The 12,604-nt window shown below is 39.9% G+C and carries 13 protein-coding genes and 1 tRNA gene; 6 read left to right on the top strand and 8 right to left on the bottom strand.

Features of this window, described 5'->3' with window-relative positions:
* Positions 1-19 precede the first annotated feature (19 nt).
* Positions 20-92, top strand: a tRNA-Gly gene (locus tag U2P89_RS13200).
* Here U2P89_RS13200 and U2P89_RS13195 read toward each other — a convergent pair.
* The 3 genes from U2P89_RS13195 to U2P89_RS13185 form a co-directional block, all read right to left on the bottom strand.
* Positions 60-230 (bottom strand): hypothetical protein, encoded by a 171-nt coding sequence (locus tag U2P89_RS13195; protein ID WP_175456890.1) that lies wholly within the window; start codon positions 228-230, stop codon positions 60-62. The two genes, U2P89_RS13200 and U2P89_RS13195, sit on opposite strands and share 33 nt — an antisense overlap.
* A gap of 177 nt (positions 231-407) precedes the next feature.
* Positions 408-905: a DUF4411 family protein gene (locus U2P89_RS13190; protein WP_139298121.1), complete on the bottom strand. Its 498-nt coding sequence runs from the start codon at positions 903-905 to the stop codon at positions 408-410.
* Positions 905-2,041: an ImmA/IrrE family metallo-endopeptidase gene (locus tag U2P89_RS13185; protein ID WP_091910301.1), complete on the bottom strand. Its 1,137-nt coding sequence runs from the start codon at positions 2,039-2,041 to the stop codon at positions 905-907. The genes U2P89_RS13190 and U2P89_RS13185 overlap by 1 nt, the downstream gene beginning before the upstream one ends.
* 442 nt (positions 2,042-2,483) lie before the next feature.
* Here U2P89_RS13185 and U2P89_RS13180 point away from each other — a divergent pair, with 442 nt between their 5' ends.
* The 3 genes from U2P89_RS13180 to U2P89_RS13170 all read left to right on the top strand — a co-directional run bounded on the left by U2P89_RS13180 (position 2,484) and on the right by U2P89_RS13170 (position 5,742).
* Positions 2,484-3,071, top strand: coding sequence for a Yip1 family protein (locus U2P89_RS13180; protein ID WP_091910298.1), 588 nt, complete (start codon positions 2,484-2,486; stop codon positions 3,069-3,071).
* Between the two features lie 19 nt (positions 3,072-3,090).
* Positions 3,091-4,290 carry a hypothetical protein gene (locus tag U2P89_RS13175; protein ID WP_322191613.1) on the top strand — a complete coding sequence of 400 codons (1,200 nt, stop codon included), beginning with the start codon at positions 3,091-3,093 and terminating at the stop codon, positions 4,288-4,290.
* A gap of 231 nt (positions 4,291-4,521) precedes the next feature.
* Complete coding sequence (locus U2P89_RS13170; protein ID WP_091907977.1) at positions 4,522-5,742, top strand: serine hydrolase domain-containing protein; 1,221 nt, start codon at positions 4,522-4,524, stop codon at positions 5,740-5,742.
* Between the two features lie 81 nt (positions 5,743-5,823).
* On the opposite strand, the gene U2P89_RS13165 is transcribed toward U2P89_RS13170, so the two are convergent.
* Complete coding sequence (locus tag U2P89_RS13165) at positions 5,824-5,946, bottom strand: hypothetical protein (protein ID WP_322191612.1); 123 nt, start codon at positions 5,944-5,946, stop codon at positions 5,824-5,826.
* Positions 5,947-6,079: 133 nt separating this feature from the next.
* Between U2P89_RS13165 and U2P89_RS13160 the strand changes: the two genes are divergently transcribed.
* Together U2P89_RS13160 and U2P89_RS13155 are read left to right on the top strand one after the other, a co-directional pair.
* Positions 6,080-7,240: an ATP-binding protein gene (locus tag U2P89_RS13160; RefSeq protein ID WP_091907976.1), complete on the top strand. Its 1,161-nt coding sequence runs from the start codon at positions 6,080-6,082 to the stop codon at positions 7,238-7,240.
* Between the two features lie 171 nt (positions 7,241-7,411).
* Positions 7,412-7,546 (top strand): response regulator transcription factor, encoded by a 135-nt coding sequence (locus U2P89_RS13155; protein WP_091907975.1) that lies wholly within the window; start codon positions 7,412-7,414, stop codon positions 7,544-7,546.
* A 66-nt stretch (positions 7,547-7,612) separates the two neighbouring features.
* Here the strand turns inward: U2P89_RS13155 and U2P89_RS13150 are convergent, their stop codons facing one another.
* From U2P89_RS13150 to U2P89_RS13135, 4 genes are all read right to left on the bottom strand, one after another.
* Positions 7,613-8,866, bottom strand: coding sequence for an ATP-binding protein (locus tag U2P89_RS13150; protein ID WP_322191611.1), 1,254 nt, complete (start codon positions 8,864-8,866; stop codon positions 7,613-7,615).
* 294 nt (positions 8,867-9,160) lie between these two features.
* Complete coding sequence (locus U2P89_RS13145; protein ID WP_322191610.1) at positions 9,161-10,018, bottom strand: hypothetical protein; 858 nt, start codon at positions 10,016-10,018, stop codon at positions 9,161-9,163.
* A 1-nt stretch (position 10,019) separates the two neighbouring features.
* The gene (locus U2P89_RS13140; RefSeq protein ID WP_091907971.1) at positions 10,020-11,168 is read right to left on the bottom strand and encodes a DUF3696 domain-containing protein; all 1,149 of its coding nucleotides are present in this window, start codon (positions 11,166-11,168) and stop codon (positions 10,020-10,022) included.
* Between the two features lie 5 nt (positions 11,169-11,173).
* Entirely contained in the window at positions 11,174-12,313 is a 1,140-nt protein-coding gene (locus U2P89_RS13135) for a DUF262 domain-containing protein (protein ID WP_091907969.1), read from the bottom strand.
* Between the last annotated feature and the right edge of the window lie 291 nt (positions 12,314-12,604).

The following is a 12,604-nucleotide window of genomic DNA, read 5'->3' as shown; positions in this document are numbered from 1 at the left end:
GAAAATTTTGAATATTATTGCGAAAGTAGCTCAGTTGGTAGAGCATAACCTTGCCAAGGTTAGGGTCGCGGGTTCGAGTCCCGTCTTTCGCTCATCATCTTCGAGATCATTGCCTGATATAAAAAATCCATTGTCGTAAAATAGGTGATTTTATTTTCTTCACAATAGTCTACTATATTCTTCAGATTGCTGCTGGCCAATACGTTATTTCTGTATCTGCAATATGCCATAGATGCACTTTCTCTAAATCCTAATCTTTTCTGGAGAGTGATGAATTCTATCCTCCAGTAGGGTTGACGCCAATCTTCGATAAAAGTTCAATATAATGACCTTCCGATATTTTTCCTTTCTCAAACAGGGTTCTGGCTTTAACATCATCTCCGAAGAGAACGATACTGGTGGGCTATTTAAAAAGTTTCCCTTAGTTCACGAAACATTTGTATCGGAGAAATATAGCGGATACCAAAATAAATACAAGGTTCAGGGATTTTAATTTTGTTTTTTCTTTGGGGTTGACTGGTCTCATGCGTCACGATTATACAATCGTGTTGTATTGCATATGCTATTAACCAGGGATCTGCCAGATCAGTTGATAAAAATTCATCTTTGGCGTTTTGCATAAAATGTCGGTTAGAATGTACCCAAATAGCTATGTTCGCATATGTATCCACACAAGAAGAGGTATCGGTAAAGAATCCGGCATCAATATCATTCGCACACCATAAAGCCAGTTTATCGGGAGTCGAAACATCACAAATTTCTTTCTTGACTTTATCAATACTACAAATCAAGCCTCTATTCGACAGATCTATTAATTTGTCCCAAAAACCGGGAACCACATCAAATGGATAATACATTCGATGCGCTTGAATTAAAACGTTACTATCTAATAAATACTTTTTCACTAATACAAATATTGAGTGACAAATGTATTGTATGTATCCCCTTTCATATTTGTCAATTTATATGCATCGCGGTATAAGAGTTTATTGTCTTTCACGGCACTATCTACGAAAGCTGCAAATCTTACACTTACCCGTTTTTTTGCAGTTGCATAAAAATCTCCACCCGGTCCCTGACTCTCTTTCTTTTGTTTGAAGTCGGCCATATAGTTATTGTAAAAGGCCAAAAATTGTTTTAGGTTAATAAGTTTCAGGTCCAATGCTCGTCTTCCAATTACAATAGGACTTACCTTAAAAATCCTGCTTAGGGACTTGATATCCTGTATTGTTTCCCATTTTTGGAGAAAATAAACCTCGGGTACTAAAAATTCAGCGGCTACTTTATCACACAAAATTTCGACAGGATCATTTGCCGGCAATAAGTTTTGGTTGTCAAAACCGGCGCTCTTTCCCAACCAAACATGTGCTAATTCATGTATTAGTGTAAACATCTGTGCCGCTTTGGCATCAGTAGAATTAATAAACAGGAAAGGCGCTTTTTTATTCACTAAAACGAATCCGCGACACTCGTTCACATCAATCACTCTACGGGTATTTGTCCCTACAATTCCATTAAAGGTTACAATAATTCCAGCCTCTTCAATCTTGTTGGTTAAATGGGCCAAAGCTTCTTCCCAATTATTGTGTTTTCCGGCCCAGTCCAAACCTAATTGAAGAACATTTCGTATGTCGCTCACTATTTTCCTGAAATCATCATTGATATCATATTTTCCAACAAAATCTAAATCAGGAGAATCTAACTCCTCCAGATATTCTATTAACCAGTCTTGTCTATCCTGAATTATTTGAATTGTATGATACACATTCAAACTGACTTTGTTTGTATTTGTTTTTAGAGCTGTCCTAAAGAAGGGCAAAGGGATATTTTCTTCCGGGGGACTGGGCAGAAACATATATCCAAAAGGCACGTGTACTTTATGAGTGAAACTTTCAAGCTGTTTGACCGTCGGAAATTTTTCTCCCTTCGTCCAACTTTCCACCGCCGGGTTTTGGGCATAAAATTCCTCTAAACTATTACCATTCCTGATAATAGCCCATTCAATAATCTCTTTGTTTATATTTTCAACCCTTACACTCACAGTACAAATTTATTCAAAATAAACTTCAATTCTTAAGGCTACATCGATTTTAACATTATGAATGATCATATCGGAATCAAGAACAACTTTAATCTTTGTTTTATGTCCACGCTCTTTTATAAATCTGACGGACTTTCAGTAGGGTCGACGCCAATCTTCGATAAAAGTGCATATATTGTAATTCCTTCTTCTGTTAGGTTTTATTAATATCTCTCGATAAAATGGAAGAAACCCATATAGCCATTTATCTATCGGTTTTCGATTAAATGCATTAGAATTTTTTGAATATTTTCGAAAAAACCCTAAAAATGGGGTGAAATTGAATGTTTCACTCCATTTATTTTTGTGTCGGTAATTCTATTATTTATCATAAAACCGGCGTGATGGAATAATCATGGAAAGTGCATGGTATATACACTTTAATTAAAAATAAATTAATCGTATGAACACAATTCAGAGAGCGAAAAACACTCTAATGACCCCCAAAGCAGAGTGGGAACTGATATCGGAAGAAAACAGCGGACACGTGAAATTACTGACCGGCTATTTGATTCCGTTGGCATTGATACCGGCAATCGCCGGTTTTATCGGGTACGGTCTTATCGGTTATAGCGTGATAGGTATTCATATCGGGTCGATTGGTTTTGGGATACGTCAGGCCTTGGTGTCATTTATTTCTACAGTGGGTGGCGTTTATCTTTCGGCATGGATCATTTCTTTTCTGGCTGATAAATTCGATTCGTTGAAAAGTTTTGATAAGGCATTCGGGTTGGTAGCTTATTCCTATACACCGATGTGCATAGCCGGTATTTTTCTGATATATACCCCTCTCTCCTTTCTGGTCGGCCTCGGTGGGTTGTATGGCCTGTACCTGATGTATGTAGGTTTATCGCCCATGCTGAAAACACCTGCAGAAAAGAAAACGCCTTTCTTCCTTGTCAGCCTGCTGGCCGTAGCGCTTGTATCAGTGATCCTCTCGGCCATATTGGGTGCCGTGATTATTTCTTCAATGAGAACATTTATCTATTGATTATTTAAAGCAAAACATCATGAAAAAATTAGTATTATTCATTACCCTGTTCTTGCTTGCCGCCACACAGGCCGACGCACAAAGCTGGTTCGATAAAGTGGGAAAAAAAGTGGAAAATTCGGCAAAGCGTACCATAGAAAGAAAAGCTGAACAAAAAACGGAACAAGCGGTAGGTAAGGCCGTGGATAAGGCAACCGACAAAGGTACCTATCAAGGGTCGGAAAAAGACAAAGACGTGGAAACGATGGAATGGACAGAGATGGAGCCGGGTGAGATTGAAAAATCTGCCGGTGGCAAACAGGGTGGGGCGCCTAAGCTGGAAGCCTATTCAAAATATGATTTTGTTCCCGGCGACCAGATCCTTTTTTATGAAGATTTCTCGCAGGACGCCATCGGTGATTTTCCCGCATTATGGACAACCAATGCCAGCGGTGAGGTAAAGACTCTCAGCATTGCACCCGGCAAGTGGCTGCAGAATACAACCAGAGACGGCGAATTTACCTATCTGAACAAATTGGACCTGCCTGCTAATTTTATTCTTGAATTCGACTACATACCCTATTTCAGTAAGGAGGCCCAGCAAAAGAATCCAAACAGGAGTAACTGGTATGCTACCGGTATGGTGAAGATGTACAGTGATAAACCCGGAAAGGAAAAAGAGTTTGATGGTGGCCTGTTTCCGGGTGATATGGGATTGAGAATACATTTTAGAAGAGATAGCTGGAGTATGGACGCTTATGATTATAGTACAGAGTATAGAAGTCTGGATGCTACAAGCGACAGGAATTGTGTCGTGTCCGAACAGGTCAATCATATCATCGTTTGGGTGCAGAACCGCAGGGTAAGGGTTTATCACGGCGGGGCGAAAATAATGGACATACCTACAATGCTTGCGCCGGACACAAAACTGACGCGTTTGCGCCTGGACAACGCCCATGAAGACAACCGCCCCTTCTTTTCAAACATAAAGATTACCACTGCTTCGCCCGATACGCGCAGCAAGCTTATCACCGAAGGGAAATTGATTACCTACGGCATTACTTTCGATGTGAATAAAGATGTGGTAAAACCTGAATCCTACGGTACACTGAAAAGCTTTGCCGAGTCGCGAAACAAAAGAGCGAAGCTAATTTGTAAAACAGTGAGAGCAAATAAAAATATAAATCGTATGAAAGTAACACCTAAAATCTTGCTTGATTTTTATTTGTTACAATCATAAGACTTCAATTCTCTTTATATGGTTACAATAGTTTTCCTTTTTTTCTTTTTATCGCAGTGCTCCATCAGCATCTTATCCATCCCTGATTACATCAGAAAAAATGGGCAGAAGCAAATAGTTTTAGGAAAAACAGTATCTTTGCAAAACAATGATTATATACTATAAAATAACATGAGCGTTTGCTTTTAATTGATTACTTCTGCACAATAAACCAATTATCATCATAAAAACATGAAGAAAACGATTTTTTTGCTGATTGCTGTGTTCTGTTTATCAGCTACGGTCAAGAATGAGCCGAAAGACTCCAAGACAAGTTATGCAAAAACAGTGCTGCAACCCTACGTGGACAGTGGTCAGTTGGCCGGTGCCATTAGTGTATTCTACAAGGACGGCGTGCAGGAAACCTGCTGCATAGGCTATGCCGACGTATCAAAAAAGCGCCCAATAAAGATGGACAATGTATTCATGCAATGTTCACAGACAAAAGGCTTCTGCGGAGTGACAATCGCCAAGCTGGTGGAAGAGGGCCGTATTTCACTCGACGACCCTGTTTCAAAGTATCTTCCGGAGTTTGTGGAATTATGGGTGCTGGATGCTGCAAATGACAGTGTCAAGACCCTTCGTAAGGCCAAGAACGTCCTTACCATCCGTATGGTGCTCAACCATACTGGAGGCTTCCCCTTCGAAATTAGTGCCAAGCGCTCCGACGTCAGGGGTGGCGGATGGTCTGGAGGAGCTCCTCTTCGCCAGACAGCCTCCATCGCCGCCGCATCGCCCATCATGTTCGAGCCCGGTACCCGCGAGCTCTATTCCAATACGGGAATTGACATTGGTGCAGCTATTGTTGAGGTCGTCACAGGGATGAAGTGGGAGGTATATCTCAAGCAGGAGGTGCTTGACCCCTTGGGAATGAAGTCCACATGGTTCTGGCCTACCGACAAACAGCTTAAGAACAAGATAGAACTCTATGAGAACAAAGAGAATGCTCCAGCTGAGTGGCGTGAAGAAATGCCATGGCAGCAACGGCCTTATAATGACTCCCATGTATTTGCTTCTGCCGGTGCAGGTCTCTGGACCACCGCCGATGACCAGCTGAAGTTCTATAAGATGCTGATGAATCTTGGCTTGGGAGAGAATGGCGTGCGCATCTTGAAAGAAGAAACCGTGAAGAATCTTCTCGCTCTTTCCACCCGTCCCAAGGGTCTGGGCGGCTATTCCCTCGGCTTGTCAGCACCAGAACAGGACAGCGAAGACGCTTGGTTTGGTCATGGTGGTGCCTGGGGTACTAACTGTTCCGTCAATTGGCACAAGAAAGAGCTTAAGCTCTGGGTGGTCCAATCCGCCGGAGGAGGACAGCCATGGCTTGCCGAAATCAGTAAAGCTGCCGAGAAGTTCTTCGCTCAACCATTAAGCAAATCTGGCGTTGATGCATATACTGGAAGGACCGAATAATTCATTTCATGAGCCGGCTTGAATGATATCCGCGCCAGACTGTCCTCGACATTCTACTATTTTCATAAAAGCCAACTGCTTTTACTTTACGGCCAGCTCTTCAGGTTCCTTGGCTTCTCCCCGGAGCTTGACATTCTGTTCCGGCAAAGCGCGAAACGAGATTTCTTTGTACCATCTTGCTTGATTTTTATTTGTTACAATCATAAGACTTCAATTCTCTTTATCCGGTTACAATAGTTTTCTTTTTCCCCTTTCCCTGGGAACTAAGCGGTTGTCTCTTTTGGTAGTTTTAAATACATTTACTACATTTGTGCAAAATAGAAATTGTATTTATGATATGCAAAAACTGGTCGACAGAAAAATAGAAACATTTGTAAAAGAGAATCTAAGCGTATTTCCTGCGGTTGTCATTTTAGGCCCAAGGCAATGCGGAAAGTCCACCTTGGTGAAGATGCTCTATCAAAATTCGAATGCCTATCTATATTTGGACCTTCAGAACCTGGATGACTTGAACAAGTTGAGAGAGCCTATGTTATTCTTCCAGGCTAATCAGGATGTAACAATTTGTTTGGACGAGATTCAGTTAGTACCGGAACTTTTTTCTGTCTTACGAAGTGAAATAGACCGTCACCGTCGTCCAGGACGGTTCATTTTGCTTGGATCTGCTTCGCAGGACCTTATACAGAAAACGTCAGAATCGCTAGCCGGAAGAGTCGGGCTTATTGAACTCACACCCTTTACAATTGAAGAAGTTGAGCAAAACATAGATTTTGAATTGAATAAGTTCTGGCTTCGTGGAGGATATCCTGATAGCTATCTCGCATCATCTGAACAAGGAAGTGTACTTTGGAGAGAAAATTTCCTTAGAACATATGTAGAACGGGATATTCCACAGCTCGGATTTCAAATTCCCGCATTGCAACTTCGTCGTCTGCTGACTATGTGTGCGCACAATCAAGGGCAACTTTTTAATTCGTCCAAATTGGGAGAATCGCTAGGTGTAACCTATCAAACTATTCGCCGGTATATCGACCTGATGGAACAGACCTTTATTATCCGTTCGCTACCGCCATTTGAAAAGAATATCAAGAAACGTCTGGTTAAATCCCCAAAAATTTTTGTGAGAGATAGTGGGTTATTACATAGGCTGCTACAAGTGGATGATTTCAATTCACTAATGGGCAACCCTGTTTTCGGATCATCTTGGGAAGGATTTGTAATTGAAAACATCATTTCTTCATTGAGAGATTGTAAGTTTTCTTTTTATCGCAGTGCTACAGGGGATGAGTTAGACTTGCTTATTGAGAGGGGTTCCCGAACGATAGCGGTAGAATGTAAAGCCTCATCGGCACCACAGGTGACCAAAGGCTTTTGGAGAGCTATAGAAACCACAAAACCGGATAAAACATATATTGTTTCTCCCGTATCAGCATCTTATCCATTTAAAAATGATGTGGAAGTTTGCGGGTTGAGTGATTTTTTGAAAAAAGTCGTATAAATATAATCTGATCTCCCCGGAGCTTGACATTCTGTTCCGACAAAGCGCGAAACGAGATTTCTTTGTACCCGTCAACGGAGAACTTCAGCATTTTGTTTACGCTTTGGAGGTTTGTGAATGCAAATTCACCGTGCTCATCGGTCATGGTTTCGTTGATTAGTACCGAGTACCATGAATACCATTTCCGAGATAATGTATATCGGCTACGAGACCGTCAAAAGCTACCGTAAGAATATCATGACCAAACTACAGGTTCCCAATACCGCCGCCCTGATAAGATATGCCGTGGAGAGGAAGATTGTGTAGAGGTTATCCACCTCTTCCGTTAATGGCCGGATTTATACGGATCTGTATTTTTCATGAGGATGAGTTTTACTTTCCCAGCGAAGAGATCGAAATAACATTTACTCCGTCTGGACGTGTGTAACTCATTCCAGTACCGGTGATTATGTTTAAGGAAGCGGGTTTTGGAAACTTCGTCGTGTCAATTATCTTATTAAATTTCAATAAATTGTTTGCCGCTTCATCATGCATTCCAATACCAAGTTTTACTTCAAAAGCAGCCCAGGCACCACCATTTTGTCGAACTATTGCATTTATTTCCAATCCGGTAGAATCCCGATAATGGGATACTTCGGCATCATTGGCTTTTGCATACATCTTTAAGTCGTGATATACAAGCGATTCAAACAAGAATCCGCAATATTTCAGGTCTTTTAATAATGCTTCTTTGGTCAATTTAAGAGCAGCAATAGCCAGTGAAACATCGCAAAAATGCCGTTTTGGAGATTTTCGTAGCGAATTTGCCGATCGTATATGTGTATTAAATGCGGGCTGCTCTTCAAAAATCATTAATCTATACAACGTATCTAAATAATCAATGATTGTAGGGCGTGATAAATCAGCATCCTCTACTGCTTTAATATCTTTTCCTAATGTTGTATTATCAACTAATGTTGAGACATTACGTGCGATTGAGCGAAGCAATGCACGAACTTTCTGAGGGTCTCTTTTAACATTAGAGACCCTGCTCATGTCAATGTCGGCCAATAAATCGACGTAGCCACGATTCAATAAAATTGCCTCTTCCAGAGGTATATCTAACAGGGCGGGCCAACCCCCTTTAATCATTCTTTCAATGATTAATTCGAGCGGAAGCTCAATATTGAAAAAAGGGATATTATTTCCCTGTAATAATTGCGAAAGGCTAACCAGTCCGGAAGAATAACCCATTTCTTGCCACGACATTGTTTGCATCTCTACGATTGTAAAACGCCCCGATCCGCTATGCAACTTTATATCTTCGTCGGGATTTGCCGAACCCGTAAGGATGAATTGTCCTTTTTGCTTTCTATCATCTACTTCATGGCGTACATAATTCCATAATTTGGGTTGTTCCTGCCATTCATCAAGTAATCGAGGTGTCTCTCCCGACAATAAAATTTTCGGATTAATCGTCATAATTACAGGAACCTGTTCATCTCTGTCTACCTGTAAAATACTTTTGGCAAACTGTTTTGCTGTTTCAGTTTTGCCACACGATTTCGGTCCTTTGATCAATAATGCCCCCGAAGCTTTAAGTTTTAGCCCTATTTCTGTTTCTATTATTCTCGGATAATAACTCATAGATCCTTTTTTGGGCGGCAAGATACAAAAAAATCCTCACTTTACAAACTGACATGATTTTGCTTTACAAATAAACATGTGATATTTTTACATATTGACAGGTTATTGCTTTACAGATTGATGATGATTTTACGGCGTTTAGCCGCTACTTCGTCCAATAATTGTTCGTCGATTAACTGACTAAATAAGTTCCGCTACAAACAACAAGACAATAACAAGCAGATATATCATTTAAAACCGGTAATAAATATTTTATTTGTTCAATTGATTTGTCAGGAAAAAGTGTGCAAATAATTATTTGTCAAATTCTTTTCTAATAATTTCTGCAATTGCTTCTGTTTCCTGGTAATTACGTCCTGTTGTTTGTATTTTCATTCCATAGCCTGCATCTTCCCAATACAACACTATATCGATAGTTCCATCTGCATACTTCTCTTTTATTAAGTTCACAGTTGTAGGACTAAAATCTATATTATTAATAATCTCTTTGACATACTTGCTGCGAAGTAATTTTCTGGCAAATACTTTAAGTTTATCATTTCCGTGATGATCACCGCTCAATTTTACTTTCTTATTTTCCGGAGGAATGTCTGTCTCTATCAGTTCCAATTTCCCGTAGTACTGTAATTTTTGAGATAAATCTTCTGCCAATCTCGTTCCACTATTACACACGTTGAATACTTCAACATTACGGGTATTGAAATTCTCATCGAGTATTTTTTTGAGAGGAACAAGGTAAGGTTCCCAACACCTGTGACTATGCAAACTAATAGCTACTCTATCTTTCGCGTGACAAATGCTTAATCCTACGCAGTACTCCTGATTGATATCCACTTCCGGGTTTTCGTAATAATACTTGCCGGTCTCGGCTTGTTCGTCATTTTCTAGGATATCTTCACTGAAAGGTGTTCTAATAAAGGAGAGGATCTTATTTTTATCAGATGTATTCGTTAAAGAGGAAACCCATTGGATAAAAGTTGTTTCAGCCGATACTTTGTATGTAAAAGTTTCTTTTGGGATCAGTAGTCTTTCGAGACCAAATTTATCTTTTAATTCTCCAAAGATATGGAGCATTTCCAAAAATTTGTCCTTCAATAATATCCCATTTCTCAGATGGGGTCTAAAAGACAATTCATTAAAAATCAACTCCATCCTACAATAATTTTAAAAGTTGGTTACTCCATTCTTCCAATAAATTTTTAGGATACTCACTTAATTCTCCACGGTGGTCTATTTCTATATTGGTAATTTCCGAATACTGTTCGCTCTCTTTCACTACTTTCTCAAAATAAAATAGAATAGTTTTATCTTTCAAAACGGGGTTTTCTTTCACGCCAACCCTGATTCCATTGACTATATGGTCGCTATGCGTCTCTACAATTATCTGTACATCGTTTAGGGCAACCAAAGTAATTAATTTCCCCAACTCTGCCTGACCTCTTGGATGGATATGGCTTTCAGGATTTTCAATAATTACAAGATCTCCCGGTTGGGCTTTGAGTAGCGCTGTCACTACATGCAAAGCATAGGAAATCCCGAACCCTACGTTTTCAGGTTTAAAATAGTTGGTATTGCCGAAATTCGGTTGTGTAAACGCATACTCCAATAAAATCAGATCGGAGGTGACTTTTGTCGTTTTTACATTTACACCGGGCGATATCTCACCCAGCCATAGATTTATCTGGTTGATTAAACTGTTATTTATAATTTCGTTCCCTGTGAATTCATCTATCGTCTTTGAATCAGGATGTAACACATTGTTGAAAGCAATAGGTTCATTTCCGCGCAATTCAATATAATGAGCCGTATATTGGCCATATTTACCCAAATCATTTGCGTCCATCACACTTGAGTAACTACCGCTATTGGTCGCTTTGGGTTCTATTCTCTGTGCGTTCAGGTACTGAAACTTATTGGAAAATAAAGCCTCTTCCTGGTGTTGTATGATATACTCTGATATCCTGTTTTTTTGCTTGAAAATATCAGTCCCAATTTCATAGTCGAATTCCATACAATATGGATCTGTACCCTGAAATTGGAGGGCTATACTCAAATTTTCGTCCTCTTTGCTATATTGATAACGGGCGTCCCTGGTCGTCCCCATATTCACTAAACCATTGTCGCCACTGTTTAATTTCAAGATCCCGGCACTCAGCTTGTCCGACTGGCGGAGCAAAAGTAAAGCTTGTATAAAGGAAGATTTTCCCTGTCCGTTCATCCCCATCACCACGTTTAGGTTACGAAGAGGGAAATACTTCGATTTTATCGATTTAAAATTCTTTATTTCTAACGATCTTATCATGTTGGCTAAGATTCAATGATTTGATGTACAAGTTTTTTGATTTCATTATGTCGATGATACACCCTGTTTCTATCACCTGTTGAGCTCGTAACAGAGATAAAGAAGAGAGCATCGTCATTCAGCAGATTATAAAGTCCATTCTTGAATTCAGATCTTCTCTTTACGAGGCTTTCTCTCTCCGGTTGGCTTAAAACAGCCAGTTGTGTAGCCAATGCGTCAAATAATGCCTTATTTATCGGCGGCAGTTTTTTGTAATCGTAATATACTTTCCTGAATGCCTCTTCTTTAAATATTTTCCGGGAAGCAATCATCGCTTCAGTGAAATCGTATGTTATCTTATCCAGTTCATATTGCGACATCTTGTAAATGCCTGCCATCGCCTTACTCATAAAAGAATCCAAATCGGGCATGTAATTTTCATATCCAAACAGGTAAAAGGCAAGGAATCGGTTGGCAAAATCGCGGTCCAACATACGGTGGGTTTTTATTTTATGGTTGGTCGCATTCAGGAATGCTTCATTTCTGGCAAGTTCGGCAATAAACTGTGCCGGTTTTCCCTGGAATAGAGCATGTCTTATTTCTTGAGGTTCCAGTACCAATCCGCCCGTGTTAATACGTTTAAAGATATTGAATTTAACGTCAGTAGGCGTACCGGGCATTATTTTATAGATAACAACCTGTGTTTCTTCAATAATTCTCTTCAGGTCTCCGCTAAGGCCTTGCCAGCCCTTCCCATTGAGTTGGATAAGAAATTCAAGATTGGTTAGTTTGAGATCTTGCTTTACACAAAAATTGCGTATACTGCTCAATCGTTGCAAACCATCCACCACGAGCCAGTTATCATCGTTCGAAGCGTCAAAAAAGAAAGCCGGAAGTGGAAACCGGATTAAAATAGATTCTATCAGTCTGCTCTGCTTGGTGATGTCCCATAAATCGTCCTGTCTTTGGAAATAGGTAGTTGTGTCCATCTCTATTTCTCCTCTTTCTATACGTTTTATGAGCGTGTCTAATGATGGAGTTTTGGTTTCTATATTGATTTTGGTCGGATCAAAAGGCTTTTCCATCAGCGTCTCGTTCTGATCTACTTCCTCTTGTTCAACATCGTCAATGAAATTATTGTTATCGATATCTTGTGCAAGCTGCATATTATATTTTTAATAATCTGTCAAATAAGAACAAATTTAAGCGAAAAAAATGATTTAGAAAAATCATTTCATTCTTTTCAACACTCTACACCCGCCATCAAGGTAATACCGGCAAAAAACCACGAGGTTGTTTCCGAAAGATTCAATGCGTGTAGACAAGGGCGGCTATCCAATAGATAATTCCTCCTCCCCGCAGTGTAATTTGAGTATGCGAACTTCGTTCGTTTGGTAACTTACAAGACTACCTGTTCGCGCTGGGTTTTATAGTGAATCACAAGCGGGTGAGACGAC

This window comes from Proteiniphilum sp., from assembly GCF_034331125.1.
Taxonomy (GTDB): domain Bacteria; phylum Bacteroidota; class Bacteroidia; order Bacteroidales; family Dysgonomonadaceae; genus Proteiniphilum; species Proteiniphilum saccharofermentans.
This window is presented reverse-complemented; position numbering and strand designations above follow the sequence as displayed.